Origin of the sequence: Streptomyces phaeolivaceus (assembly GCF_009184865.1) — a bacterium.
In the GTDB taxonomy this organism is placed as follows: domain Bacteria; phylum Actinomycetota; class Actinomycetes; order Streptomycetales; family Streptomycetaceae; genus Streptomyces; species Streptomyces phaeolivaceus.
Genome location: NZ_CP045096.1, coordinates 3,368,196 through 3,392,500, shown reverse-complemented (window position 1 = coordinate 3,392,500; position 24,305 = coordinate 3,368,196). Strand labels below are relative to the sequence as shown.

The 24,305-nt window shown below is 71.1% G+C and carries 40 protein-coding genes; 1 reads left to right on the top strand and 39 read right to left on the bottom strand.

Going from position 1 to position 24,305, the window contains the following annotated elements; translation table 11 throughout:
* Window positions 1-13 precede the first annotated feature (13 nt).
* From F9278_RS15905 to F9278_RS46210, 15 genes are all read right to left on the bottom strand, one after another.
* On the bottom strand, window positions 14-724 hold the full coding sequence (locus F9278_RS15905; protein ID WP_152168929.1) for a hypothetical protein: 711 nt from the start codon (window positions 722-724) through the stop codon (window positions 14-16).
* Window positions 725-850: 126 nt separating this feature from the next.
* The gene (locus F9278_RS15900; protein WP_152168928.1) at window positions 851-1,990 is read right to left on the bottom strand and encodes a phage minor capsid protein; all 1,140 of its coding nucleotides are present in this window, start codon (window positions 1,988-1,990) and stop codon (window positions 851-853) included.
* Between the two features lie 3 nt (window positions 1,991-1,993).
* Window positions 1,994-3,586 (bottom strand): phage portal protein, encoded by a 1,593-nt coding sequence (locus F9278_RS15895; RefSeq protein WP_152168927.1) that lies wholly within the window; start codon window positions 3,584-3,586, stop codon window positions 1,994-1,996.
* A complete protein-coding gene (locus tag F9278_RS15890; RefSeq protein WP_152168926.1) occupies window positions 3,567-3,767 on the bottom strand; it encodes a hypothetical protein in 201 nt (66 codons plus the stop codon). The genes F9278_RS15895 and F9278_RS15890 overlap by 20 nt, the downstream gene beginning before the upstream one ends.
* Window positions 3,767-5,044, bottom strand: coding sequence for a PBSX family phage terminase large subunit (locus tag F9278_RS15885; protein ID WP_152168925.1), 1,278 nt, complete (start codon window positions 5,042-5,044; stop codon window positions 3,767-3,769). The genes F9278_RS15890 and F9278_RS15885 overlap by 1 nt, the downstream gene beginning before the upstream one ends.
* Entirely contained in the window at window positions 5,031-5,576 is a 546-nt protein-coding gene (locus tag F9278_RS15880; protein WP_152168924.1) for a helix-turn-helix domain-containing protein, read from the bottom strand. The genes F9278_RS15885 and F9278_RS15880 overlap by 14 nt, the downstream gene beginning before the upstream one ends.
* A gap of 75 nt (window positions 5,577-5,651) precedes the next feature.
* Entirely contained in the window at window positions 5,652-6,308 is a 657-nt protein-coding gene (locus F9278_RS15875) for a DUF4352 domain-containing protein (protein ID WP_152168923.1), read from the bottom strand.
* A gap of 276 nt (window positions 6,309-6,584) precedes the next feature.
* Complete coding sequence (locus tag F9278_RS15870) at window positions 6,585-6,857, bottom strand: hypothetical protein (protein WP_152168922.1); 273 nt, start codon at window positions 6,855-6,857, stop codon at window positions 6,585-6,587.
* A gap of 93 nt (window positions 6,858-6,950) precedes the next feature.
* Window positions 6,951-7,541 carry a hypothetical protein gene (locus F9278_RS15865; RefSeq protein WP_152168921.1) on the bottom strand — a complete coding sequence of 197 codons (591 nt, stop codon included), beginning with the start codon at window positions 7,539-7,541 and terminating at the stop codon, window positions 6,951-6,953.
* Window positions 7,538-8,050, bottom strand: coding sequence for a hypothetical protein (locus F9278_RS15860; protein ID WP_152168920.1), 513 nt, complete (start codon window positions 8,048-8,050; stop codon window positions 7,538-7,540). Before F9278_RS15860 ends, F9278_RS15865 begins: the two co-directional genes overlap by 4 nt.
* A complete protein-coding gene (locus F9278_RS15855) occupies window positions 8,047-8,676 on the bottom strand; it encodes a hypothetical protein (protein WP_226966763.1) in 630 nt (209 codons plus the stop codon). The genes F9278_RS15860 and F9278_RS15855 overlap by 4 nt, the downstream gene beginning before the upstream one ends.
* Window positions 8,676-9,509, bottom strand: a complete 834-nt coding sequence (locus F9278_RS15850) for a protein transporter Sec31 (RefSeq protein ID WP_152168919.1) — start codon at window positions 9,507-9,509, stop codon at window positions 8,676-8,678. The genes F9278_RS15855 and F9278_RS15850 overlap by 1 nt, the downstream gene beginning before the upstream one ends.
* 71 nt (window positions 9,510-9,580) lie before the next feature.
* Window positions 9,581-9,736: a hypothetical protein gene (locus F9278_RS46215; RefSeq protein ID WP_193241510.1), complete on the bottom strand. Its 156-nt coding sequence runs from the start codon at window positions 9,734-9,736 to the stop codon at window positions 9,581-9,583.
* Between the two features lie 10 nt (window positions 9,737-9,746).
* Window positions 9,747-9,938 carry a hypothetical protein gene (locus F9278_RS15845; RefSeq protein ID WP_152168918.1) on the bottom strand — a complete coding sequence of 64 codons (192 nt, stop codon included), beginning with the start codon at window positions 9,936-9,938 and terminating at the stop codon, window positions 9,747-9,749.
* Window positions 9,938-10,102: a hypothetical protein gene (locus tag F9278_RS46210; protein ID WP_193241509.1), complete on the bottom strand. Its 165-nt coding sequence runs from the start codon at window positions 10,100-10,102 to the stop codon at window positions 9,938-9,940. The genes F9278_RS15845 and F9278_RS46210 overlap by 1 nt, the downstream gene beginning before the upstream one ends.
* A gap of 183 nt (window positions 10,103-10,285) precedes the next feature.
* Here F9278_RS46210 and F9278_RS15840 point away from each other — a divergent pair, with 183 nt between their 5' ends.
* Window positions 10,286-10,576, top strand: a complete 291-nt coding sequence (locus tag F9278_RS15840; RefSeq protein WP_152168917.1) for a helix-turn-helix domain-containing protein — start codon at window positions 10,286-10,288, stop codon at window positions 10,574-10,576.
* 46 nt (window positions 10,577-10,622) lie between these two features.
* Here the strand turns inward: F9278_RS15840 and F9278_RS15835 are convergent, their stop codons facing one another.
* From F9278_RS15835 to F9278_RS15730, 24 genes are all read right to left on the bottom strand, one after another.
* A complete protein-coding gene (locus F9278_RS15835; protein ID WP_152168916.1) occupies window positions 10,623-11,417 on the bottom strand; it encodes a hypothetical protein in 795 nt (264 codons plus the stop codon).
* An 86-nt stretch (window positions 11,418-11,503) separates the two neighbouring features.
* The gene (locus F9278_RS15830; protein ID WP_152168915.1) at window positions 11,504-11,773 is read right to left on the bottom strand and encodes a hypothetical protein; all 270 of its coding nucleotides are present in this window, start codon (window positions 11,771-11,773) and stop codon (window positions 11,504-11,506) included.
* Window positions 11,774-11,776: 3 nt separating this feature from the next.
* Complete coding sequence (locus tag F9278_RS47090) at window positions 11,777-12,523, bottom strand: hypothetical protein (protein WP_226966762.1); 747 nt, start codon at window positions 12,521-12,523, stop codon at window positions 11,777-11,779.
* On the bottom strand, window positions 12,520-12,738 hold the full coding sequence (locus F9278_RS46205; RefSeq protein ID WP_193241508.1) for a hypothetical protein: 219 nt from the start codon (window positions 12,736-12,738) through the stop codon (window positions 12,520-12,522). The genes F9278_RS47090 and F9278_RS46205 overlap by 4 nt, the downstream gene beginning before the upstream one ends.
* Window positions 12,735-13,511, bottom strand: coding sequence for a hypothetical protein (locus F9278_RS15820; RefSeq protein ID WP_152168914.1), 777 nt, complete (start codon window positions 13,509-13,511; stop codon window positions 12,735-12,737). The genes F9278_RS46205 and F9278_RS15820 overlap by 4 nt, the downstream gene beginning before the upstream one ends.
* Before the next feature lie 53 nt (window positions 13,512-13,564).
* Entirely contained in the window at window positions 13,565-13,888 is a 324-nt protein-coding gene (locus tag F9278_RS15815) for a hypothetical protein (protein ID WP_152168913.1), read from the bottom strand.
* Window positions 13,889-13,903: 15 nt separating this feature from the next.
* On the bottom strand, window positions 13,904-14,299 hold the full coding sequence (locus tag F9278_RS15810) for a hypothetical protein (RefSeq protein WP_152168912.1): 396 nt from the start codon (window positions 14,297-14,299) through the stop codon (window positions 13,904-13,906).
* A complete protein-coding gene (locus F9278_RS15805) occupies window positions 14,296-16,095 on the bottom strand; it encodes an AAA family ATPase (protein ID WP_152168911.1) in 1,800 nt (599 codons plus the stop codon). The genes F9278_RS15810 and F9278_RS15805 overlap by 4 nt, the downstream gene beginning before the upstream one ends.
* A gap of 13 nt (window positions 16,096-16,108) precedes the next feature.
* The gene (locus F9278_RS15800) at window positions 16,109-16,405 is read right to left on the bottom strand and encodes a hypothetical protein (protein WP_152168910.1); all 297 of its coding nucleotides are present in this window, start codon (window positions 16,403-16,405) and stop codon (window positions 16,109-16,111) included.
* Entirely contained in the window at window positions 16,405-17,241 is an 837-nt protein-coding gene (locus tag F9278_RS15795) for a DUF2303 family protein (protein ID WP_152168909.1), read from the bottom strand. Before F9278_RS15795 ends, F9278_RS15800 begins: the two co-directional genes overlap by 1 nt.
* A 2-nt stretch (window positions 17,242-17,243) precedes the next feature.
* Entirely contained in the window at window positions 17,244-17,609 is a 366-nt protein-coding gene (locus F9278_RS15790; RefSeq protein WP_152168908.1) for a hypothetical protein, read from the bottom strand.
* Window positions 17,610-17,713: 104 nt separating this feature from the next.
* The gene (locus F9278_RS15785) at window positions 17,714-17,902 is read right to left on the bottom strand and encodes a transcription factor WhiB (RefSeq protein ID WP_152168907.1); all 189 of its coding nucleotides are present in this window, start codon (window positions 17,900-17,902) and stop codon (window positions 17,714-17,716) included.
* On the bottom strand, window positions 17,899-18,354 hold the full coding sequence (locus F9278_RS46200; protein WP_193241507.1) for a WhiB family transcriptional regulator: 456 nt from the start codon (window positions 18,352-18,354) through the stop codon (window positions 17,899-17,901). Before F9278_RS46200 ends, F9278_RS15785 begins: the two co-directional genes overlap by 4 nt.
* The gene (locus F9278_RS46195) at window positions 18,351-18,773 is read right to left on the bottom strand and encodes a DUF6248 family natural product biosynthesis protein (RefSeq protein ID WP_193241506.1); all 423 of its coding nucleotides are present in this window, start codon (window positions 18,771-18,773) and stop codon (window positions 18,351-18,353) included. The genes F9278_RS46200 and F9278_RS46195 overlap by 4 nt, the downstream gene beginning before the upstream one ends.
* Complete coding sequence (locus F9278_RS15775) at window positions 18,770-19,372, bottom strand: hypothetical protein (protein WP_152168905.1); 603 nt, start codon at window positions 19,370-19,372, stop codon at window positions 18,770-18,772. The genes F9278_RS46195 and F9278_RS15775 overlap by 4 nt, the downstream gene beginning before the upstream one ends.
* A complete protein-coding gene (locus tag F9278_RS15770) occupies window positions 19,369-19,665 on the bottom strand; it encodes a hypothetical protein (protein WP_152168904.1) in 297 nt (98 codons plus the stop codon). The genes F9278_RS15775 and F9278_RS15770 overlap by 4 nt, the downstream gene beginning before the upstream one ends.
* Window positions 19,658-19,933 (bottom strand): hypothetical protein, encoded by a 276-nt coding sequence (locus F9278_RS15765; RefSeq protein ID WP_152168903.1) that lies wholly within the window; start codon window positions 19,931-19,933, stop codon window positions 19,658-19,660. Before F9278_RS15765 ends, F9278_RS15770 begins: the two co-directional genes overlap by 8 nt.
* Window positions 19,930-20,280 carry a hypothetical protein gene (locus F9278_RS15760; protein ID WP_152168902.1) on the bottom strand — a complete coding sequence of 117 codons (351 nt, stop codon included), beginning with the start codon at window positions 20,278-20,280 and terminating at the stop codon, window positions 19,930-19,932. Before F9278_RS15760 ends, F9278_RS15765 begins: the two co-directional genes overlap by 4 nt.
* Window positions 20,277-21,002, bottom strand: coding sequence for an exonuclease domain-containing protein (locus F9278_RS15755; protein WP_152168901.1), 726 nt, complete (start codon window positions 21,000-21,002; stop codon window positions 20,277-20,279). Before F9278_RS15755 ends, F9278_RS15760 begins: the two co-directional genes overlap by 4 nt.
* The gene (locus tag F9278_RS15750) at window positions 20,999-21,670 is read right to left on the bottom strand and encodes a hypothetical protein (RefSeq protein WP_152168900.1); all 672 of its coding nucleotides are present in this window, start codon (window positions 21,668-21,670) and stop codon (window positions 20,999-21,001) included. Before F9278_RS15750 ends, F9278_RS15755 begins: the two co-directional genes overlap by 4 nt.
* A 66-nt stretch (window positions 21,671-21,736) precedes the next feature.
* Window positions 21,737-22,828 carry a hypothetical protein gene (locus tag F9278_RS15745; protein ID WP_152168899.1) on the bottom strand — a complete coding sequence of 364 codons (1,092 nt, stop codon included), beginning with the start codon at window positions 22,826-22,828 and terminating at the stop codon, window positions 21,737-21,739.
* On the bottom strand, window positions 22,825-23,049 hold the full coding sequence (locus tag F9278_RS15740; protein WP_152168898.1) for a hypothetical protein: 225 nt from the start codon (window positions 23,047-23,049) through the stop codon (window positions 22,825-22,827). Before F9278_RS15740 ends, F9278_RS15745 begins: the two co-directional genes overlap by 4 nt.
* Window positions 23,046-23,828 carry a hypothetical protein gene (locus F9278_RS15735; protein ID WP_152168897.1) on the bottom strand — a complete coding sequence of 261 codons (783 nt, stop codon included), beginning with the start codon at window positions 23,826-23,828 and terminating at the stop codon, window positions 23,046-23,048. Before F9278_RS15735 ends, F9278_RS15740 begins: the two co-directional genes overlap by 4 nt.
* Complete coding sequence (locus tag F9278_RS15730) at window positions 23,825-24,211, bottom strand: hypothetical protein (RefSeq protein ID WP_152168896.1); 387 nt, start codon at window positions 24,209-24,211, stop codon at window positions 23,825-23,827. The genes F9278_RS15735 and F9278_RS15730 overlap by 4 nt, the downstream gene beginning before the upstream one ends.
* Window positions 24,212-24,305 lie beyond the last annotated feature (94 nt).

Here is a 24,305-nt window from a genome sequence, read left to right as displayed (position 1 = left end):
GTGCCTCCTCAGTTCAGGTTTGTGCGGCCTTGAGCCGCTTGAGTCGTACGACTTCGGGGAAGTTCCGCTTGCGTGTGGCCTCCTCGATCTGCTTGTCGAGGGATGCGCCCTGGTCGCCGGAGCCGCTGCCGCCGCCCATGTCGCCGCCGGAACGGCCGGCGCCCTTGGGGGCGAGCTTGGCGAGCTTCTTCACGGCGGCCGTGATGGCGTCGTTGTCGACCTTGCCGTCCTTGTCGACGAACCGTGCGGTGTCGATCAGGTCGGTGGCGTCGCCGAGGTTCACGCCTGCTTTGGCGGCGGCGGCTTCGAAGCGCGACGCGGCCAGTTCCTTGCCGTGTTCGAGGGCGGCGGCCGTACGGCCCCGCGTCTCTGCCTCAGCGACCGCCTTCTCTTGGTCGCTCATCTGGGACGCCTTGAGCGTGGCCAACTCGTCAGCCGCGCCCTTGTTGTCCTTGGCGCGCTTCTCCCACTGGCGGGCGAGCGCCTTCCAGTCGGTGCTGTCGCCGTCTCCGGAGCCCGATCCGGACTGCCCGGATCGCTGTCCGGACTGCTGTCCTTCCTGGCCAGAGCCTTCACCGGCCGTGCCGTCTCCGCTCTGTCCGGACTGGCTCTGAGCCTCAGATCCGGCCTGTCCGCTGGACCCGGATCCGGAGCCGCCTTCGGCCACGCCGTTGCCATCCGCGATGGCGTAGAGCGGCGAGCCGTCGTGGTGGCGGCCAAGCACTCCCAGCGCTGCGTGCGTTGCCAGAGGATGCCTGAAGTGCGACCGCCTGAAAGGGACCTGCATGGTGATCTCCCGTGCGGGATTGTCCGGCGGTCGCCGTGCGGCGGGTGCCGGGAAACTCGTGGGTCAGCGCGCAGCACCGATCTGCTCGCGCTGAGGCTTGCGGCGAAGGTCAGGGTGCGCGGCGACGTGCTCGCGCTGGGCGGCCTGCCACTTCCGGATGTACGCGCCCGCGCGGCGGCGAGCGGCCTCGTCCATCGCGGCGGCCTGAGTCCGCTTCCACTTCCGGATGTGCCGCTCGATCTCCCGTTGCCGCTGCGTGTCCTCGTACGTCGTGCCCGGCGTCGCATGGTGCGGCGGCCGGGCGGTCACGCCGGGCAGGTACGCAGCGAGGCTGTGCCGGCAGTTCGGGTGGAACAGCCCAGCGGCCCGCGCCTCCACGAGCGACCCGGCCACATGGACCGCCACCGTGCGGGTCGGGGCGAACAGTCCGGACGGCTGGATCGTGTGCTCCGCGCGGATCGTGTGCGGTCCGGACTGCCCGGACAGCGTGAGGATCTCGCCCTCCCACTGCCGACAGAGCGGGCACTCCAGTGGGGCGTCCGAGACGATGACCAGTCCCACGCCGATCTCTCCGAGCGCGTCCACGTGCCCGTCGACCGCGGCGCGAGCGGTGACGGAGCGGACCGCCATCTCGGCGTAGGACGCCATCTCCCAGTTCCGGCTAGAGCTGTCCGTGAAGGCCGTGACACCGCGGGCGGCGAACTGATCGAGGGCCCGCTGAGCGGCGTCACGGCGGGTCATCGTGCCGAGCAGCACGTTCCCGGACGCCCGCGCGACCACCCGCCGGTACCCGTCCACGATCGCGCGCGTGATCCGGGCGTACACCGGCCGGGTGTCCTGCGCCATGCTCGCGGCCAGCCGGTCCACAGCCGGCGCGTTCGGCAGGGCGTCGCGGGCCACCAGCTCGCGGCCGATGTCCAGCGCGCCCAGCTCGGCGACGGCCGCCTGACGACCGCGGTTGTAAGCCTCGATCAGCGCGCGGCGTACGGCTCCGTCGGTGTCGGTCTGGAGCGCGTCGGTGACCGTTTCCACGGCCGTGCGGAGGTTGCCGATCGCGGCGAGCTTCAGTTCGGCCCAGCGGGGTGAGTCGAGGTCTGCCTCCAGGGCCTTGGCGATGCGTTCGAGGAGTGCGGCCTCGGCGTCCTCGTAGAGGTGAGCAACCTCGTGGGCGAGGTTCTCCGCCATCGCGGGGGAGACCGGCATCGGCTACTCCTCCCCGGTGGCGCCCTCGTCCTCGGCGCTGGCGGCCGGGAACCCGCCTCCGGGTCCTTCGGCGCCGGTCAGGACCGGGTCGGCCATCGCCGATTCGTCCTTCAGCCGGGCCACTTCCGCCTTCACCTGGGTGTCGTCCCAGTCGGGGTGGACCATCTGTACGAGGGTCTCCCGGGAGGCGGCCATGGCCCGCGCGAGCAGCTCGGCGGTCTCAGCGAGTTCCCGGGGCCCCTCCATGATGGAGTCCTGGAACTCCACCTTCGGCGGCTCCGCGACCAGCCCCGCCACCCGAAACCGGGGCCCGGCCAGCACCGCTAGGTAGGCCGAGCTGATGCTGGCGATCCCCGGGTCCCAGTACATGCCCTTGCGGCCCTTGGTCGTCATCGACCGCCGGTTGCGGGCCCGGATCTCCGTCGCGGTGACGGCTTGCCCGTCGCCCTCGCCGAACGTCGAAGCGGAGTAGCCCGCCTGTCGGACGCCCTGCTCAAGCAGTGCCTGGCAGGTGTCCCGGTGCTCGGTGACGCGGATCTCGAACTGGACGTCCGTGATCGGGTTCGGGTCGCCCGGGCGCGGGAGCATGCTCAGGCCGGTGTAGACCCGCCGCTCCTCGGACCATGCGGCGCCCTGGCCGGGGCCGAGGGACTCCAGCATGGACTGGGCGACGATGATGCGGCCCTTGCCGTTCTGTACGTCCCGCATCCACGAGCTGTAGGTCTCGTCGAGGGCGTCCATGATGCCTTCGATGCCCTGGAAGTCGCTCTGCCCCCAGTAGGCGGCGGTCGGGATGTGCCTCCAGGCGCGGGCGGGCCGGACGTTGGGCACGTACGCGGCCGTGAGGTGGTCGGGCGCGCCGGTGTCGATGCCGCCCTCGGCGTCCACCTCGGTGGCGAACGGCGCGGTCTCAGGGTGGTCGACGAGCGGCCGGGCCGCGCCGAGGCTGATCGTCGAGCCCTCGTACAGGCCGTGGAAGATCCGGCCGCGCTCGTGACGCTCCAGGTGCCGGAACACCCGGTTGTCGTTGACGCCCTCGGATTCCAGGACGGTCCAGAAGGTGACAGCGACGAGGCGCCCGTACCGGAACTCGGGGACGGCCCGGTCGGCGGCCACGGTGTCGATCCACGGCCGGTCCGACACGTCCTCGTCCCAGACCACGCGCAGGTACGCGCCGCCGAGCGCGGCGCAGATCTCCCCGGCTTCGAGGAGGGTGGGCTGGAGGCCGTCCTCCATGAGCGCGTCGAGGGCCTGCTGCGTCGCCTCACCGGAGCCCTCGGGGGCGAGGAGTTTCGGGGGCTCGGAGAACAGCAGCTCGCTGCTCGTACGGGCGATGTCCCCGGCCAACGGCACGTGGAGCTTGTCGCGCTTCTCGCCCTCGGGGGTGGGGTTGCCCCAGAACCAGCGGGCGAGGCGGCCGACGACGCCGCCGCGGTGCTGCGCCGGCCGGTTGACGACATCGCGGTAGCCGCGGCCGGTATACCGGGCCTCCAGCCGGTCGGGGTCGGAGGCGTACCAGGCATCCCAGTCGGCGAGGGCATGCAGCACGCGCTCGTCGGTGGGCGGCCACGGGGTGTCAGCCGTCGGGAGAGGCATCGGCCGCCTCCTTCGCGCTGGCCTCGATGGCGTCTGCGGTCGCACGCAGCGCCTCGGCGATGTCGGTGGTGGTCATGGTGACCGTGCCGTCCCCTTCGAGGTCGAGGACGACTTGGCCAACCTCTGTCTCGGTGCCGTTGCCGATCCGGAGGTAGATCGGAATGGCGAGCGTGCCGGGCATTACGCGGCCACCTCCAGGAGCATCGGAATGTGTGGCCGCCACAGGGCCTCAGTCGTACGGACGCCGTACCTGAGCGCGTCACAGGAGTGGTCGTCGAGCTTGATCGGGACGTCCTCGCCCTTCTCAGCTTTCTCGTCGTCCCAGCTGTAGCCGGGGATCTCCTCGATCAGCCCGCGCGCGGACTCGTGGACGAGGAGGCGGCCGGCAGCGATGAGGGACGCGACCGTGCGGATGCCGTCGACGACGGTGTTGTCGGCGGGGGTGACGCCGTGGACGCCGTCGCGGTGCAGCTGCTCGACGTACGAGGCAGCGGACGGGTCCACGACGGTCCACTCCGGCTGGACGCCGATGACGTTGGTCTGCGGGTGCGGCACCGCGGCGAGCCAGCGCTTGCGGGCCTGGCTGTACTCGACGTCGGTCTTCTTCCGCCGCTCCGCGCGCGAGTCCCACCGATACTCCGAGGCGACGTACAGCCGTTTGTCCGTTCCGAGGCCGATGAGGAGGTCGGCGTACGGGTTGGTCGTGCCGTAGTCGATCGCGTCGCACAGCCAGCGGGCCATCGGCGGGAGCGTCTTGACGACGTGCCGTTCCTCGTCGAAGCAGTCGTAGATGGCGCCCTCGGCCTGCACCCAGTGCCCGAGGATGTTCCGCCGGTAGAACAGCCCGGTGTACGTGCTTTTGAGGAAGGCGACGTACTGCGGGTCGAGGTACGGGTTGTCGTCGAGGGTGAAGTGCCAGGACCGCAGGCCCGTTTCGGCCGGCCTCTTCAGGTACTCCTTGCGGAACCAGTGCGCCGGGTTGTCGGGGTTGGTCGTGGTGAAGAGCTTGGCGCCCTTCACGGAGCAGCGGGCGAGGAGCTGATCGAAGAACAGCTTGGGCAGCGTCGTCGCCTCATCGACGTACGCGCCGGCGCAGGTCATGCCCCTGACTTTGGGTTCGGCTTTCGCGTCGTTGGCGCCGAGGACGTGAACGACACGGCCCATGATGATCGCGATCGGTGCACCTGGGTTGTACTGGATCTGCTTCGACAGCTTCCCGAAGATCTCCGGGTTGGTGAGCGGCTGGATCACGTTCCGGTACAGCGAGTCGCGGGTGCGGCCCACCATGACCAGCTCGCCACCGCGCGGGGCATTCCTGACGAAGGCCAGCCAGCAGATCAGCGAGGCGATCGTCTTGCCGCTGCGGACTGAGCCCTCCCAGGCGTTGACGCGCGCCTCGGCCTCGACGATGGAGATGATCTGCTTACGGGACAGTGGCAGCGCATCAAGGAGACTCACCTTCCGCCTCCTCGCCGCCTGCCTCCTCGCTCTTCGCCTGGTCGTACGCCGCCTTCAGCCCGACCATGAGCGCGCCGAGGACCGACTGCGCGTCCTCGACGCCAGAGTCATCGGCCGGCGGGACGAGCTTGAGGGACTTCTCCAGGGCGATGCCGGCCGCGGCCATGAGGTTCTTCTTGTCGCCGGAGGGCGGCTCGTCGACGTGCTTGTCGCGGTAGGTGTTGTCCTTGCCGCCGAAGTTGTAGATCGTCGCGGGCTCCCACATCTGCTGCGTCAGCCTCATCGCATCGAGGTGGAGGTCGACGGCGGTGTCAGCACGCAGTGCGGCGAGCTGGGCGACGCGGGCGCGGGTGGCGTCCTCGGTCATCGACGTGTCGAAGACGAGGCCTTCTTCGGCGCAGATGACGGAGACGGTGCGTTGGGCGCGGCCGACTTGGCGGGCGATGGCGTTGCGGCCGAGGCCCTGTCCGTGGAGGCGGATGATGTTGGCGCGGTCTTCATCGGTGACCGGGTTGGTGTTCTGGTTCGGCACGGTCACCTCCCGGGCAAACGGAAGGCCCGACCGCACGGGGTGGGCGGCCGGGCCAGTCAGGTGGTGCGGTGCCGGTCAGGACACGGCAACCCGCACAGGGTCTTCGAGGAACTGCGTGTACGTCACGTGCTTGGCGGTGAACTTGCCCTTGCTCGTGATCGCGCCGGACACGTTCTCACCGGGGGCCAGGTCCACGGTGTCGATCTGGTTCTCGTCGACGCCGAGTTCAGCAGAGTGCTTGGTGCCCTTGCTGTCGGTGATCTCGAAGTACAGGACGTTGACGCTGATCGTGTCGTCGCTGTTGTTCGTGACGGTCACCTTGACGCTGGTGTAGTTGCTGCCGGTGGCGAGGATGGTCGGAGTGAAGGCGGTCTTCTTCGCGACGATCTTCACGTCCGGCTCAGGGGCCGCTTCCTCCTTGGCGGGCTCCTCGGCCGGCTTGTCCTCGGCGGCGGGGGTGTCGTCCTTCTTCTCGGCCTCGACGTTCTTGTCGTCGGTGCTGACTGAGGTGCCCTTGCTGCTGGCCGTGTTGTCGTTGCCGACGACGGCTCCGAGGGCGCCGATGATGACGAGGAGGACGACGACGCCGAGGCATCCGAGGCCGACGATCATGCCGACGGGGGTCTTCTTCGGCGGCGGGGGCGGTGCGCCCCATCCGGGCTGGTGCGGGTGCTGTTGCGGCTGCTGTCCCCACCCGGGCTGTTGCGGTTGTTGCGGGTACTGCTGGTTCATTGCGCCCCCCACGGCGTGCTTTGTGCGTGAGGGGTGAATCTAGTGGATGTATGGGGCGTGTGAAGACGCTGGGACTGATCTGTGACAGATGGTCAGGGCTTCACGGAGCTCTCCTGTGCCTGGGGAAAGGCGGAAGCCCCGGGCCTGGGCGGTCCGGGGCTTCCTATCCGGGGCGCGACTCCCGGGTACGGCGCCGGCAATCCTCAACCGGTAGCAAGAGGGTCCGGGCACGCCGGACGTGAGGCCCATGGTCAGGGATCAGGGCCGTTTTTGCAACTAGGTGCAGGGCTTCCACTGCATGACGGTCACCGGTACCTGCTCGACCTCGGCCGCCGTGATCTGGTCCTGGTCGAACCAGGTGTCGCACTCCTGGTGCTCCGTCGCGGGGACCTGGTAGGTGACCTCGTAGGTCTTGCCGTCGTCGGGCGCACGGAAGACGCAGCGTCGGGTGTCGGCCCAGCGGCGGGAGTCGACCTGCTCGTCGTGGAGGTTGGTGTACGGGACGTCGAACTCTTCGAGTTGCTCGGGGGTGAAGGTGCGGGTGGCCATGGGTGAAGTGTCCTCTCTGGGTCTGACATTCGGGGGTAGATGAGCCGGTAGACGGCCGGGAGATGGCGGTAGATGGGGCGGTAGACGTGCAGGTCAAGCGGCGGTAGACGGGGCGGGAGACGTCTCCTGCGCCTCGACCGGGGAAGGGGCTTCGAGATCCCTCCGGCGCACCCCCCAGGTCGGGGTGCGGCCCACCTTCACGCCGCGGTCGTGGGGAATGCCCAGCAGCTCCAGATGCGCGCGCAGATCGGACACCGTACGGCCCTCCCACTGCCCGTGGTCATGGAGGTGGGCGAGGACGGTCCGCAGGTGCACCCGGTCTGCCTCCCCCATGACGGTGAGGAGGAGGGTGCGGACGGCCTCCACGCCAGCCTCTGCCGGGGCCGACTGCGGGGTCTCCTCGGCGGGCTCGGCGGGGGGCTTGCCCGCGCGCCAGGAGGCGATGGTCCACCAGCCGGTGAGGAGCCACATCAGGGCGGGCAGGGCGCGCACCATCCGGGCGAGGACGTACGCGCCGAGCATGAGCAGCGCGACCCGTACGACGATGCCGAGGGCTGCGCGCCAGCCGGTCAGGTCGTCGCGGCGGCCGCGCGCGCACCAGGCGGCCGCGCGGGAGGCGAGGCGGCGGCCGTACGCGCGGGAGCCGACGGAGAGGCGCCCGGCAGCGCGGGCGAGGCGGGTCACAGGATGCCCGTGCCCTCGAACAGCGCGCGGACCCCGTCGCCGGTGGCGTTGAGGGCGCTGGGCAGCCAGGCGAGCGCGCCGGCCATCCCCGCGGTGAGGCAGAGGGTGGAGCCGACGTAGGCGCCTCCGAGGATGCGCTTCTTGTCCTTCTTGCCTGCGGCCTTGTACGAGAGGACGACGAGGGTGACAGCGATGACGACGACGACCGCGCCCGTGGCGCCGAGGCCGACGAGCTGGCCGGAGGTGAGGCCGGAGGAGGCGTCCGCGCCAGTGAGGGCCTGCCCTGCGCGCTCGCCGGCGCCGTTGCCGAGGGCGCCGGAGCGGGCGTGGGCCCATCCGAGGATGCCGCCGGGGCAGGCGGCGGCGCACGCGGCAGCGCCGAAACCCTTCCCAAAGGAGGCGAGTTGCTTCATCTCGCGGGGGCCGGTCCACCAGGGGTAGAGGTTCGCGATCAGGATGATCAGGGCGGCGAGGAGGCCGCCGAGGGTGAGTGTGGTGGTGGCGGTCACAGGAGGACTCCAGTAAGTGCTGTGATCGGGTCGTACCAGTGCAGGACGCCGAGGGCGCCGAGGCTGGCGGTGACGAGGAGGAAGCGGGGCAGCCAGCGGCCGGTGCGCCGGTCGAGGCCCCACGCTGCGGCGAGCGCGACGAGGGCGATGACGTAGGCGGCGCCGATGCTGGCCTCGATGCGGGCCTGGTGAACGGTGTGGGACCAGATCCCGACGGGGCTGCGTCCGGCGGCCCAGGGCAGAAGTGCGGCGAGGATCGCGGAGATCATTCGCCAGGTGACGAGCCAGTCCCACAGGCGGGCGAGGAGGCCGGGCTCCGGCTCGGGCTCGGGGACGGGTGCGAGGTCGACGGTGACGCGGACCTCGAGAGGGCCGGGCGGTGGCGCGGGCGGTGGCCAGGGGTCGGCCGGTGGGGCTGGCGGACCGGGGGGTGGCGGGCGCCAGGGCGGGGTCTCGCCGGGCTCGGGCGGCCGGGCGGGCAGGGGGACGCCGGCGGGGATGATGCGGGTGGGGAGGATCTCGTCGGGCATGGGGTGCTCCTGGTGGCCGAGGGGGCGTACGCGGAGGCGGCGGAGGTAGGCGCGGGCGCGCAGCTCGTCACCGCCGGGCGACGGCTGCGCGTTCATCAGCCGGCCAGCCGGAGGTAGCGGGCGACGGTCTCCGGCTTGGCGTTGGCGTCGGCGACCTGGTGGACGTAGCGCAGGACGGCGTCCGGATCGGTGATCCCGGAGTCCTTCGCGGTCCGGACTGCGTCCTTCACGGTCATCGGGCCGGTGGGCGGCGGGGGCGGATTCCCGGATCCGGACTGGTCCGGATCCGTGGATCCGGCGGATCCGGAATCCGTGGTGAGGCTGCGCTGCTCGGCGTCGACGACGGCCTGCCCGCGCTGGAGTTCGCGGCGGATCGGGATCATCGCGAGCTGTCCGTCGACGGCCGCGCGCCGCTTCGCAACCCACTGCTGGGTGCGGTCGTCGAGGGGGCGGGCGTGCACGCGCATGGCCATGGACCAGCCGCCCTTGGCGAGCGCGGAGACGACGGCGCCGACGATGCCGGTGATCCAGTCGCCGCTGACGTAGCCGTGGGCGAAGACGGCGCCCATGGACACGGCGAGCGCCCACCGGCCGGCCTTCTTCGCAGCCTTGGCGCGTTCGGGGTCGTAGCGGAGCAGCCACTCGACGCCCATGCACATGATCCATGAGGCGTCGAATGCGACGGCTGCGGCGTAGGCGACGACGCTGATGGTGACGGCGGCGAGGAGGTCGCCGATGCTGGCGGTCGTCCAGGCGAGGGACGCGGTGACGAGGATGCAGGCGCCGACGGTGACGGCGACGCGCACCATGTGGTCCCAGTCGCGTGGGGGTGCGGGGACCTCGACGAGCTCGCGGTCGAGGACGAGTTCGGTCTCACCGTCGACGGTGTGGGGGACGAGGCGGGTCCGCTCGATCTTGCGGGTCTTCACGGTGCTTCTCCGGGAGCGGGGCCGCGCCCCGAGCGGGGGGATGGTCGCTCGGGGCGCGGCGGTCTGGTGGGTCAGTCGTCCGGGGTCTCGGTGACGGTGAGGCCAGGGACGTACTTCCGAATGCGGTCGATGCGCTCCTCGGCGAAGTCCGGCGCGTTGGTGCTGAACTCGTCGAGGAAACGGCCGTCGGGGTCTTCGACGCGGTAGCGGATCATGCCGATGCTCAACGTGGTCTCCTCAGCGGGCGGGGCGGTACCAGCGGCCTCGGCGGTCCTGCTGCCGGTCGCGGTCCTCCCACGCCTGACCAGCGCGGTCGGCTTCGCGGGCGCCGCTGGTCTTGGCTCGGCGGAAGCGGTCGGCGCGTCCGGTGACGGTGAGGCCAGCGGCCGGGTAGGCGCGGCTGCTCTGCGCGCGGCTGAACAGGCCCATCAGCGGCGGGCCTTGATCTGCTGGTCGAGGCGGGCGCGGATGTCGGCGGCGGCCTCGTAGTCGGCGCGGCAGGTGGCGACGGTGGCGGGCTGCCGGAAGATCGGGTTCTCGCGCGGGGGCTCGGGGCTGTGCTGCGCCGGGGGCTGATCGGTACGGTGGGCCATGGGTCACTCCTGGTCACTCAGGTGGTGGCTGGCCCCAGCAGGAGTTCGCACCTCCCGCTGGGGCCGTTCTGTTGGCGAGCGCAGGGCACGCGCTCAGTCCGCCGTACAGCGGACGATTGTCACCGTACAGCGGGCGCTATACGGTGGCAAGCGTCGTGCTCCCGGAATGGGAAGGGAGCGGCCGTGGCCGATCAGCCGGGCGATGAGGAGGAGGTGCGGCTCGTGACAGATGTCGTCGACTCGCTGGAAGCGTTGGAGGACCCGGCCGAGCGGGCGAAGAGGGCCGGTCAGATGCTGGCCGCGTGGCCGGTGCAAGGGTCGCGGCTGCGGGAGATCCGGCAGGAGGCGGTGGTCGCGATGCGGGCGCAGAAGGTCAGTTACCGGCAGATCGCGAAGACGTTGGGGATCTCGCTGGCGCGGGTGCAGCAGATCGAGGCTGGGGAGCGGGGCAGGAAGGCGAAGGCCGAGGAGTAGCCGGGCATGCGAGAGCCCCCGACCGTGGTCGGGGGCTTCGTCGTGTTCAGGCGACGGCGGCCTGCCCCGACCAGACGTGCCCGCAGGCCGTGCAGCGGGCGACGGGCAGTGCGCCGGCGCCTCCGTGGAGGTGCAGCTGGCCGCCGCAGGTCGGGCATGGGCGGGCGAGGGTGGCGCGGCGTTCGCCGACGTCGAGGGCGTCCTCGACACGCATGGCGCAGCTACGGGCGACGCTGCCGATGTGGTCGAGTTGGGGGCCGGTGAGCGGGCGGAACGGACCAGGCGCGCCTTGGACGCGGCCGAGGAGCCAGAGGGCGGTGAGCGGGGCGTCGGGCCGGGCGCTCGCCCAGGACCAGCGACGGGGGTCGCGGCGTTCCTGCATGACGAGGAGTTCGCGCCGCACGCGGTCGGCCTTCGGGTAGCCCTCCGGCAGCAGCCCCATGACCGGGCGTTGGACGCTGCTCGCGGTCTGGTCTGCGCAGTCGGCGAGGGCGGTGCGGACGATGCGCATGGTCTCGTGGATGTGCAGCCGGATGGGGATGGGGCGTTCGCCGATCTGGGCCGGGTCCCGCTCGTCGCCGACCGGGTGGGAGTGGCCCGGGTCTACGTCGCCGCAGTGGGTGCAGCGGTAGCCGATCGTCCGGCCGTCGGGGGCGCGGAGGGTGGCGAGCTGCTGCGCGTGGGTCTCGTCGTGCTCGTCGTCGGCCTGGTCGAGGGTGCGGAGGTGGTCGTTCATGCGGCCGGCGGGGGGCCAGGTGGGTGCGGACCTGCCGCCGAGGGCCTCTTGGAGGTCGGGCCAGTGGCGGATGACGAGGGTGAGGTGTTCGGCGGTGGTGGTCATCGTGGCTCCCGTGGTGCGAGGTACGGTGATCAGCACCAGGGGGCGCGCCGGTCTGGCCAGACGTGAGGCGCGCCCCTGCCGTGTGTTCAGGGCTGGTCGGGCAGGTTCGCGAAGTACGGCGACTCGGCGGAGTCCGGCTCCCCCTCCTCGACCGGCGGGTTCAGCGCTTCGTCCCACACGAAGTCGCAGCGCCAGCACTCGCGTTCCAGGCGCTCCCCCTTGGGTGATCGGCCGAACGTGATCGGGTCGCGTGAGCCTGGCTCGCCTGCTGCCTTGTGGCGGGTGACGGCTTGGGTGTGGCTGCACTTGGGGCAAGTGGTGGTGTCGCCGGAGAACGGCGGCAGGGTGTCGGCCATGGGTCAGCTCTCCTTGGGCTCGTCGAGGGCGGCGTGCAGCTCGACGAGGCGGGCGTCCCACCATCGGGACACGGACGTGCCGAGGGGCGGCGGCCCGGCCTTCACCCACTGCTCGTACAGGTCGATGACGCGGCTCACGTTCTGCTCGGCGGACTGGTGCAGAGCAGCGACCACGCGCACGGTCTTCTCCAGCTCAGCTGTGTGCGCAGCGATGCCCGCGTACTTCTCCTCGGTCGTGTGGCCGTCCCACTGCGCGCGTGCGTCGTCCACGGTCACGTGCTCTACGTGGCCGAAGAGCGTGGCGTCCCGGGGGCTGATGTGCCAGGAGGCCTGTCGGCCGCCGATGTTGAGGTAGGCGATCCACCAGCCGGGTTCGTCGAGGTCGAGGGCCGGGGCGAGAACTGCGCCGTCGGTCATGGCGGCGAGGAGGGCGACGAGGTGGGCGCGTTCGCGGTACGCCCCGTCTCGCTCGCGCTCGGTGTCCTCCAGGCGCACGCTGAGTTCGGCGGCCTGCTTGGTCGCGTGCTCCATGCGCGCGGCCTTGAGCTGGAGGGCGTCGAGTTGGTCGCTGTTGATCGTGTCGACGGTCAGGCGCCCCGGGTGCTCGGCGGCGATCTTCCGCTTGGCCGCGCCGATCACCTCGGCGAGCGCGGCACGGCTCTCGTCGCTCATCTCAGCTGCGCCGCGCACGCGGATCAGCTCCCCGTCGATCTCAACGGAGCGGCAGGTGTCGGGCTCGTGGTCGCTCATGGGGTGTCGTCCTTCGTGGTGTCGGGGTCGAACGGGGCGGTCAGCTGGTCGAGGTGGGCGGACCATTCGCCGAGCAGCTGCTCGTCGGCGGCACAGAGCGCGGTCTCGTCCTGGGCGGCCGTGGCGCCGACCGGCACGTGCACGACGCGGGCGGTGAGGTGGCCCCAGCACCAGCCGACGGCGAGCGCCAGGAGCGCGGTGAGCAGGTAGGTCACGGCTGCGCCCCGTCCTGCCGCACCCCGGCGGCGGGATCGGTCTCCGGCTGCTGCGCCTCGTCGGCCATGAGCGCGGAAATGATCAGCCCTCGGTACTCCAGGGCGGTGCGGTTCAGGACGGGCTCCAACTCCAGAACGTGGCGGACGCGCTGCACCGTCGCCAGCTGGCGCTCGGCCTCCGCCTCGGCCTCGCGCAGCACGTCGCCCCGGTCGGTGGGCTCGGGCTTGGTCGCGGTCGGCTGCTCGTCGGCCATGCGGCGCAGCAACTCGGAGCCGTGGACCGTGCCGAGGTCCCACGCTTCCCGCATGCTGCCGAGGTTCTCGTCGCCCTCCTCGCCGACCATCGCGTCGTAGTCCAGCGCGAACACCGCGTCGGCTCCCTCGCGGAGGACCAACGACCGGGCGCCAGCAACAGCAGCGGCGGCGATGGTGCGGGGGTCGTCGTGCACGATCCCCCCATCACCGGTCTCACACCGGGCGTGCACCGCCTGGGCGATGGCCCACATGAGCGGGTCGCCGTCGACCCACACGGCCGGCGGCTGGTCGATGGGGCAGGACAGCGCCGAGTCGAGGAGTTCGGCGACGGCTGGCGTCTCCTTGTCGGCGGTCAGCGCGTGCGCGTGCTCGTCGAGCTGCTGCGCGGCGGCCCGCTGCCAGGGCGAGACGGCCCGAAACTGGGCGGCGATCACGTCGGCGTGGTGGGCGAGGATCGCGGCGAGGTCGGACCGGGTGATGGTGATCTGGTCGGGGATGGTGTCGGGCGGGTTGGTCATGATCACGTCCTGTTTGTGCGCGTGGGCTGGCGGAACCGGATGACCGGCGGCTGTCAGGGCTCGCTCTGTCTGCGGCTGGGATGCGTCGTGACGCCGCGATAGCGGAACCCGGCCTGCGAGGGGGCGGGCTTGCGGTAGCCGTGGCGTGCGAGGCGGTTGTAGACGCTCCGGTGGCCGACGCCGAGGACTTTCGCGAGCCGGTAGACGGTGACGCCCTGCTCGATGAGGGCGGCGAGGGCTTCGGTGAACTCGATGTTGGTCTTGCGGGAGGGGTGGTTGAGGGGGGTGTTGCCGTTGACGGTGCGGGCGATGGCGTGGAGGGCGCGGAGTTCTTCGGCGGTTTCGGGGGTGACGGTGTCGGCTGTGGTGCGTGGCATGAGGGCGCTCCTGGGTCAGGTGGTGTGCTGGCAGGGCCAGGGTTCGGCGTGGGTGATGGCGCCGCTGCTGTGGATGGTCGAGTGGGTGAGGCAGGCCGTGTGCTTGTCGGTGTTCGTGCAGTAGTCGGCGCCTGGCTCGACGCTGTGGTCGCACTGCCCGTCCAGGCACGCCTTGTCGCCGTTGACGGTGGTCATGGGCAGGCAGCGGGGTTCGGGTGCGGTGGGTCCGCAGGTGGGGCATTCCTTGCGGACGTCGGGTAGTGGGAGCCCGTTGATCCCTCGGGCCATCTCCTGGTCGGTGACGTCGCCGAGCTGGGTGCCGCAGCCGTTGCAGGCGCGCTGCATCTTGATGGTGGTGGTGCCGTCGGGGTTGGTTCGGTCGGGGGTGTGGGTGCGGGCGGGCATGGTCATGCGCTGTTCCTCTCGGCGTCGTCGGTGGTGGGGTGTTGGGGCCTGTCGGGGTGGCTGCCGGTTTCGGGGTCGCAGGCGAGGTGTGTGGTGTAGCCGCGGTCGAGTCGGTAGCCGGTGAGGGGGGTGTGGCAGACGGTGCAGAGGGGCTGTTCTGGAGCCTCTGCGGCGGGTGCTCCCTCCCCTTCCCCCACCTTCGGTGGGGGGGAAGGGGGGGAACCTGGGCCGGGGGAAGGTTCCCGCGAGGTTCCCGGGGAATGTTTGACCTGCGGTTTTGTGATTTCCGGGGAGGTTCCCGGGGAACGTTCCCCGGGAACCCCGTCGGGGAAGGTCTCGGGGAAGGTTTCCGGGGAACCCAAGTTGTCCCGGTTTTTCCGGTTGCGGACTGCGGTCGCGATCTTGTCCTTGCCGATCTTGATTCCGGCGTGCGCGAGGGCCGCGATCGTCCTCGGATTCCCGGCGTCGTTCGGCAACCCGAGGTCGTCGATCTTCTGCACCAGCCACTCCACCGAGCCCTCCGCCACGGGCTCCATGCGGTCGAACTCCATGAGGACGTGCCGGGTGCAGCCGGGCCGGTAGCGGTCGCCGTCCTTCTGCGCCTGCCGCACGAGCACGAACGCGTCCGGGCCGATCCCGGTACGGGTGTGGGTCCGCTTCAGGACCACGACGCCGCCGCCCTGGGCGCGCAACTCCCACACGTGGTCGACGTCCTGAGTCTTCGCCGACGAGCCGCGGGCGCCGCGCTCGCCGTCCTTGCCGAGGTGGTCCAAGCGCACGGAGGCGATCCCGGCCCGCTTCAGCGGGAGGAGGGTGTGCCGGTACAGCGACAGCCAGGTGTCGGCGTCGTTCTCGGGCCCGCTGATGAACCGGGAGACGGTGTCGAGGCAGACGAGCTGGGCGCCGCTCTCGCGGACCATGGCCATCAGATCGGCGCCGCCGCCCGCAGTGTCCAAGGGGCGCAGCGGGGGGAACGACGCGTACGTCATCAGGCCCATACGTCCGGGCCCGGCACCGTAAGACAGGAACCGTTCCTGAATGTCCTGGTGGCCGTTCTCGGCGTCGACGTACAGCAGCGGGATCGACGGCTGGGGGCGGTCGCCGAGGAAGGACTGTCCGGTGGCCATGCGCCACAGCCACTCCTGCACGAGGAGGCTCTTGCCGGCCTTCCCGTCGCCGACGATGGTGATCTGCTGGCCGGGGGCGAGGAGCTTGCCGGGGAGGAGTTCGACGGCGCCGAAGTTGGTGGCGAAGAAGGGGTTCCAGTCGAGGAACGCGGCGGTGAGATGGGAGGGGCCGTGGCCGGTGGTGGCGCGGCGGTCTTCGTACTGGCGGTGCTGCTCGTCGAGCTTGTCGAGTTCCTCGGCGGTCGCACCGCGGGCGATCTCGGTCTTGACGCGGTTGGCGTGCTCGTCGTGGCGGCGGACCTTGGCGATCTCGGCGATCCGCTCGGCGAAAGCCTGCGCCATCAGCGGGTCGATGGTCTGGGCGCCGAGCCGGTTGAGGAGGAGCCCGTTGTCGACCTCGCGGAGTCGCTTCTGCTTCTCGATCTCGGCGCGGACGGTGATGGGGTGGAGCTGCTTCTGCTCGGCGACCATCTGGCCGACGACGTCCCAGATGAGGCGGACGGCCGGTTGGTAGATGTCCTCGCGGTCGAGGACCTCGGTGCACTCCAGGTAGGCGATGCGGCTGTGCATGATGACGCCGGCGACCCAGTTCTCGGCCTCGGCGTCGTGGGGGCTGGTGCGCTTGGGGCCGTCCTGGTCCGCCGTGTCGCGGTTCATGTGGCGGACGTTGTCCACGGGGCGGTCTCCCTCAGAAGAGCGTGGTGGGTTCGGCGGGCGGGCAGCGGTGTTCGGTGACGTGGTCACCGCGGGCGCAGTCAGGCGGGTGGCCGGTGGCCCAGGTGAGGCGGTGTTGGCCGAGGCTGTTGGTGAGCAGGCACCAGATGAGCCGGTTGGGTTCCCGGAGTTCCGTCTGCTGTGCGGGTGTGAGCGGGGTGAGGTCGGCGGTCACATTGAGGGCGGCTCGCTGGCCGACGAGCTGGGTGATGACGGGGGCCCGGCACGCGGGGCAGCGGGAGTCGGCGCCGCCCCGCGTCCGGGCGGCCATCAGGCCGGGGTCCCGTTCAGGACCGGGGTGTTGATCTCCTGGCCGATTGCCTTGACGACGTCGGCGAACGCGGTCTTGCGGACGTCGTCGGGGCGCTCCAGCTTGAAGCCGAGCTTCAGGCCGTCGGGGGTGATCCGGTGCCGGAGCCGGGCGGTGAGCTTGTAGCCCTCCGAGCCCTCGAACGGCACCAGGCCGATCGTGAACGCCTCGGGGACGGCGAGCTGTCCCTTCTGGCCGGCCTTCGAGGTCTGGGTCTCGACGTACTGGAACTGCCGCTGGCCGTTGCTCAGTCGGGTCGCGGACTGGAAGTCGACCTTGACGGCGGCCTGGAAGGACTGGGCGATTTCCAGCATCTCGGCGGCCGAGGGCTCCAGGAGTTCGGGGAGGTGGTCTTCGAGGAACTCGGCGAACGCGTCCTGGGAGAGGAGGTGTCCGTCGCAGCGCATCCACTGCTTCCAGGTTTCGGTCTCGCGGAGGGCGAGGTGGAGGCGGTGGCCGCCCCAGCGTGCGGCGCTGGCGAGGTGGGCGTCGAGGACGGCGGTGACGGTGAGTTTCTCGGCGTCGGCGTAGATCTCGCTGGCGGGGTCGCTGTGCTTGGTCCAGTAGGCGAGGAAGGAGACGGCGTCGCGGACGACGGTGGTGCCGTGCTTCCGGCTGGGCTGGTCCTTGTACCGATCGCCGGTCAGGTCAACCTGCTCGACACCGCGCGGGGTGACGAAGGCGTAGACGCTGCCGGGCTCCAGCTCGGCCGGCTCGGCAGCCTGCTGGGCGATGTCGATGACGGACTGAACGCCGTCGAGGTCCTTGGCGAGGGCGCTGGTGTAGCTGGTGGTCATGGTCAGGCGTCCTTGTAGTCGGTGGTGGTGGGGGCGGTGCGGAAGTCGAGCTGGGTCTGCCGGGGGTCCTCGCGGACGGGCATGCCGTCGTTGTCGAGGAAGTAGAGGGACTTGACCGGGGTGGGCTTGGGGGCCTTGACGGCGGACTCGATGCCGATGGGCATGGGGGCGGATTCGACGCCGTTGGCCGGGGGGTCGACGACGATGGTGATCGTCATGGAGCCCTTCTTGCCGTGGGCGCGGACGGCGTCGAGGAGGGTGTGGAACTCGGTGGAGAGTTCCTCGTCGGTGCGGCCGTTGAGGTGGCGGGCGAGGAATGCGGCGACGGGTGCTTGCTGGATTTCGCCGGTGTCGGGCTGGACGGTCACGGTGTGCCTTTCTGCTGGTGGTGCTGGTCGGTTGGTCCGGGCCCGCCCCTCGGGGGGAAGTGGGGCGGGCCCGGCGGCGGCCGGTGGGGGTCCGGCTGCCGGTTTCAGGTGGTCGTGGGGGTGCACCTGGCGCGGTGTTCGCTGAGGGGGTTCGCACGCAGGTAGTCGGTGACCTTCGCCCGGCCGGTGACGCGTTCGTGGTGGTGGCAGGCGGTGCAGTAGAGGTCTGTGATGGGGGTCTGGTCTCGGTCGAGGCCGCGGATGTGGAGGCCGCCGTACCAGCGGGCGCTCATGCCGCGATCCGGGTGGTCTTCGGCGGCACGACCGCGCGCCGCTGGTGATACGCGGTGTTGGCGTTGCGGCAGTCGGCGCAGGGCTCCGTGCGGTCCTTCCGGTGCTTCTGGTAGCCGGAACGGGTACCGCACTTGGCGGGCGGGCGTTTCGGGCCCTGGAGGGTCTTCTCGTAGCGCCTTCGCCGCTGAGAACCGGTGAGGCCGCCCCGGATTCCGTGCCGCTCGGATCGGTGTGCGGCGCCTTCGAGGGTGAGCGCGTCGGTGAGGCAGGCGTCGCGGACGGGGCACTGGTGGCAGATGAACCGGGCCTCGTCGACGGCGTCTTTCCGGGATGCGGGTGCGAACCACAGGTCGTCGCGGATGTCTTCGTACGACGAGTCGGCGCAGAGGGCTTGGACGGTCCAGTCGTCGGCGCGGGGGCTGCTGAGGCCGTGGGCGGAGGCGCGGCTCATCGGGTCACCGCCTCGAACAGCCCGAGCTGCACGGATTCCGCGACCGTCGTCAAGGTCGGGACCGGGGCCGCCAGGTGGCAGGAACACGCGCACATCTCGCGGCACCGCACCCCGGTCAGCCACACCCAGGCCAGCTTGTTCCTGCCGTACATCAACCGACGCCCGTTGCGGTCCTCCGGCGTGCGGTGCAAGTACGCCTCGGGAAACGTCGCCGGGATCAGGCGGCTGTTCTGGATCACGGTTTCGGGGGCGAGGAACTCGCCGGTGAGGCATGCCCGGTGTCGGCCGGCCTGGCAGGCCAGCGTCGGCGGGCGCTGGCAGTCGCAGTGCTGGAACGGCTCGGGGAAGCTGACGAACTTCCGCAGCCACAGAGCGGGCCACACGTGCTCGCGGACCCAGGCGGCCTGGTCGGGGGTCATCGCGTGGTCACCGCCTCGCGGTCGGGCCACTGCACGCCGGCCAGCGCCGCACGATGCCCGTCCGGAACCTCCGCCAGCGCCTGCCCGAGCCACTCCAGGCCCATCGCCCGGAGGATCAGCGCGTCGGCCTCGTTGTCGTTCGGGAGGATCGCCCCGTACCGCTTCTGCGCGGCATCGAGGACGGCGGCCTTCCGCGAGTTGCCCTTGCCCGTCGCGTACTTGGCGCGGGACATCGGCGGGACGACGGCGACCGGGATCTCCCGCTCGCACAGGGCGCCGACGATCCGCCACCACAGGCCGGACAGGTCGTGGTGCCCGGCCTGGCCCATGGAGGCGTGCGAGGGTCCTTCGACGCATGCGAGGTCGACGGTGCCGACCTCTTCGAGGACGCGGGTGACGATGTGCTGCTGCCGCTGGTGCCGGACGGGGATGGTGTCGGCGCGGCGGCCCTTGGTGCGGATGCAGGTGGTGCCGCCGAGGGTGGCGACGCCGGTGCCGGTGAGGCTGATGTCGAGTCCGGCGACGCGGTAGAGGGGCCGGGGCCCGGCCGCCCCTGTGGCGGCCGGAACCTCGGAGTCGAACAGTGTGGGGGCGGTCACTGGGCACCACCACTCTGGCGAGCGGCGACGCGGGCCTGCCACTCCTCCTCGGTGAGATACACCTTCGGCTTCGGGGCGGCCTTCTTCCGCAGCCCCTTGGCGTTCCGCTCACGCTGGTAGGCGTTCTCGGCGTTCTGGCAGGGCTGGCACAGCGGCTCCTTGCGGTATCGGTGCTGCCGGGCGCCCCGGAAGGTGCCGTGGTTGATCGGCTTGCGTTCGCTGCCGCCGCGGGGCCGCTTGAGGCCGATGTCCTTGATGAGCTGGGTGAGTTGGGCGTCGGTGAGTTCAGGCATGGGGAGCCTCCTCGTACGAGGCCGGGTCACGGCTCGGGTTCCGGCAGTCCATGCACACGAACTGGCCCGTGATCCGCACCCGCGCGTGAGGCGTCACCCGGCCCTCCGTCGAGCACAGAGCCGACGTCTTCTCCAGCGCGTCGACCGGCCGGGCGAGAAGCACCCGCCGCCGGCAGTGCCTGCCGCGCGTCGGCTCCGGGCGGAGCAGGATCGCGGACCCGCCGACCATGAGGGCAGCCGCGGCGATCAGGGCGAGGCAGAAGCTCACGACGCACCGCCCGTGCCCCGGCCGTCGAGGAGGGCCTGCAACTTCCGGCAGCGGTCCAGCGCCCGCCGCAGCTCAGCCGCAGGATGCAACGGTCGCCCGGAGGCGCCATCGACCGGCCGCGCCTCCCAAGCGTCCCGGCCGACCGGGGGCTTCCAGGTGTCGTGGGCCTTGGCGCGGGCCTCCCACGCGGCGATGTCCTCCTCGGAGGCGTTGGGGAACTGGGCGCGGAGCCGGGCGATTTCGGTGGCCTGGCGGCTGATGATGGCCTGCTGGTCGGCGGCTTCGCGGACGAGGCGGTCGCAACGGTCCTGGAGGCGGGCGTGCTTCGCGCCGCTGACGATCTTCATGACGTGCTCCCGTCCTGCTGAGCCAGAACCAGCGGCCACTCCGGCGCGCAGTACGCCGACGGCGAGGTCTTCCGGAGGTGGGCCTGGAGCCCCTTCTGCTGCTCCTCGCGCCACGCCTGCTGAGCCAGGTACAGGCGCTGCGGGTCGTAGCCGTCGAGCCGCGGGTTCCGCTCGTACAAGGCGTCCGCGATACCGAGCGCGGCGATCGCGTCCGCCTCGGCGTTGTGCCAGTTCTCCAGGTGGACGCCGTAGTGGGCGGCGACCGCCTGCAACTTGCGGGAGCCCTTGCGGTACTTGTCGGCCTGCTTGTCCAGCACCAGGGCGTCCAGCAGCGGGTACGGCGTCTGACCACCGAGCCGGTCCGCCATCGTCGGCAGGCCGTGCCGCAGCAGCTCGTAGTGCAGGACGGACCAGTCGTACGCGGTGTTGAACGCGACGGTCGGCATGCCGTACCGCAGGCAGTTCACCAGCGTGGACGCGATCACGTCCAGCTCGGTCTTCGGGTCCTGGCCGCGCTCCTGGGCGATCTGGTCGTCGATGCCGTGGATGGCCGTGGTCTCCGGCGGGATCGGCACTCCGGGGTTGATGAGCCACGTCTGCACGCGTTCCGGTCGGTCGCCCCCACGGGCGACGATGGCGGCGGTGATGATGCGGGCTTCGACCGGGTTGGTGGATGTGGTCTCCGTGTCCCAGCCGATGCGGCGGGAGTCGAGGTACTTCACTTGCCACCGCCGTGGATCTCGCGGGCGCTGTCGTAGCCCTCCCAGTTGTCGACGCCGGCGGCCTCCAGCGAGGACAGCCACGCGTCGCGCTCCTCCAGCTCGGCGAGACGCTGCCGCAGCTTCGCGGCGTCGCCCTCACCGGCCTCGATCGCGGCAGGGGCCAGGCCCGGCAGCGCCGCAGCGAGACGCCCCTCCCGCCAGGCCTCGGCGATCGCGGTCTTACCGGCGTCCGGGATCGTCATCCGCGTGTGAGCCGCCCGGCCCTGCATCTCGACACCCGGCACCTCGTGGATCACGCCCGTCTCCGGGTCCGCCCACTCGGCGACACCGGCCGCCGTGATCTGGTCGAGGATCTTCTTCTGGAACCCGGGCTGCACTGTGGTGACGAGCTGGCGCTTGATCTCGCCGCTGTAGTTCTCGCGCACCCACTCGGTGAACTTGTCGGGGTCGGTGACGGCGGCGGCGGCCTTGGGCTGGACGAGGCTGACGCTGCCGATGTCCGGTCCGCCGTCGTCGAGGGTGAGGCTGATCTTCTGGGTGCCGGTCTCGGCCTTGGCCGTCTTCAGCCCGGCCTCCAGTTCCTTCTTCGCGTCCTTCAGCTGGTCGCCGATGGCCGTGTGGAGGGTGGAGAGGATCGCCGCGCTGCGGGCGGTGTCCTTGAGGCTCATGTGCTACTCCTTGGGCGGGGCGCCCCTGATTTGGGCAGGGGCGCCCCAGTGGTGCGGGTGGTGGGATCAGGCGGCGGAGCCGGTGAGGATCGCGGTCATCTCGCGGAGCTGCTGGGCGCCGGCCATGTCGATCGGGAGGCCGTAGCTCTTCTCGAACTCCTCGTCGAGGTTGGTGAGCCCGGCGGCCTGGGCGGCGGCGCGGAGCTGCTTCTCGGCGGTGGCCGCGTCGGCGTCGGCCTGGCTGCCGTGGATGCTCGGGCCGGTCTCGACGATCTCGCCGGACTCCCCGCCCGCGCCCGGCTTGTCCTCCGCCGGGAGCGCCTTCCAACAGCGGGTCAGGTACTCGCGCAGACCGTCCTGCTCGCCGGTGTCGGGGGCCTTGATCCGCGCGTCGGAGGGCACGGAGTCCCTGGCCTCGTTGACGATCGCGGTGACCTCGGTGCGCGTCTTGACCTCGGAGGCCCGGACTGCCAGGGCCTGCGCGGCGGCGTGCGGCTCGAACTCCCCGCCCTGCTCCGGCGTGGTCCACTGGTCGGCCTCGCCCGGCTGCACACGGCGCAGCTGCTGCACGTCCGCCTCGACGACCTCGCCGTCGGCGTTGACGTTCGCGCCCAACTCCTCAGGCGTGTAGTGCAACCCGAACAGCACGTCCTCACACGCGTCCCGAGCCACCTCGGTGATCGCACGCGCCTTCAGCATCGCGGCCGTGTACTTCTCCCACGTCGCGGGCTTCCCGTTCCTGTCCCGGGCGAAGGGCTTGCCGTCCTTGATCTGGAGCAACCCGGCCTGCTCGGCACGCTGGAGGTTCCACGTGCACTCGTAGGTGAACTCGGGGTCGTCGGCGCGGACGATCTGCGCGGTGGCCCAGGACATGCCGTCGCTCTTCACCCGGAGCTTGTGGCCGGCCTTGCGGACGAGGCCGCCGATCAGGCCGGAGGAGGCGGACGGCTTGCCCTCGATGACGTGGATGCCGGTGATGGCGGCCACGGGGGTGATGCCGAGGGTCCGGCCGTACTCGACGGCGTAGAGGACGTTGGCGGGCTTGCCGATGAACTGGCGGGGGAGGAGGTCAGCGTCGGCGAGGAGTTGGGCGAAGCGGACGGCGCCGTCGAGGGTGGCGGGGGTCGTGTTCTGGTGCTTGACGAGTTCGGCGCTCACGGGCGGCCGTCCTTCCTGGTGCGCTGCCGGGGCAGCGGGTGTGCGGTGAGATAGGCGCGGGTCGCCTGCATGGCCGGGTGCCGGATCTCCGACGCACCCCGCACCGGGGCGGCCGGACGGCGCAGGCGGCGGGCGAGGAGCGTGGGTGCGTCGAGCCAGCCGAGGGCGAGCGCCAAGGCGAGGAGCACGTGGGCGCAGAACACCCAGTCGAGGCCGGTCACTCCGCACCGCCCTCGGCGAACCAGCAGCGGACCACCACGGGGACGCCACGCCACTTCGCGTGCGAGGTCACGAGACCACCGCGGTTCGTCGTCCGCGCGAGGTCGACCTCCAGCGCCTTCTGCCAGGCCGCCCACTGCTCCTTGGTGGCCGTCAGGTCCAGCTCGATCGTCTGGAACGTCGGGTTGTGCCGGGCGTTGGCTTCCTGCGCGGGGGCGAGGGTGGTGAGGTCGACGACGTCCTCGGCGCGGAGGGCGGCCGGGCAGCCGTCGGCGTGACGGTCGAACCGCTTCGGGCAGCCGCACGGGTGGCACGGGTCGTAGTCGGGCTCGTCCCAAGGGGCGGTCAGCTTGACGCCGAAGATGTTCCGCAGCTCCGACGGCGAGACGTAGCTCTCGCTGACCAGCTCCGGGTTACGCCCTCGCTGCCACTGCTGGCCCGCGCGAAGCCGCTCGGCCAGCGCCGCGCGCTGGGCCTCCAGCTCGGCGATCCGGTCCCGGTCCACGCGCAGCTGCTCAGCCGCCTCGGACAGGGACTCGTTCGTCGAGTGCCGCTCCGCCTCCAACTCGCCGATACGGGCTTCAGCGGTCATGAGATCCTGCGTCCGCGCCACGAGCGTCGCCGCGAGGTGCCCAGTGCGAGCAGCAGCCTCCGGCGACATCAGCAGCCCCGCGTCCTCCAGCGCCTGAGCCGCCTCCACCTGCGGGCTCTCCACGGTCCGCTGCTCCCAGCGGGCCCGGATCGTCTCGGCCGCATGCGCGACCCTCGCCGCGGCGCTCACGCCGACACCGCCGAGGAGATCTCGTCGACGTCCTGCGCCAGGTCGCCCATCATCCACACCCGCACGGGCACGCCGTCGACCATGGTCGTGAACTGCAAGTGCGCCCGCTCCTCGGCGCAGTTCCCCGGCAGCACCTCGGACGGCGCGACGTTCAACGCCACCCGCCACGCCTCCAGCGCGGGCCAGGACTGCGCCTGCACGTCCACCGACTCCGGCGAGACGTAGTGCAGGGCGATGTGCATGGCGGGCAGGTTCGGGTGCAGCCCGAAGATCCGGTCCAGCGCGCTCAGCGCCTGCCGCTGATCGGCCAGCGTCGTACGCGCCCACCGTTCGGGGCCGTAAGCCGCGGGCTGCGCGGTCGGTTCGGTAATCTGTGCGGTCACGGTGACCTCTGCTTTCTCTGTTGTGTGGGGTCGCCGGTCGTCGGGTCGCCAGGACGGGCAAGTCGGGCGGCCCTTCGGCGCGTTCAGGGATGGA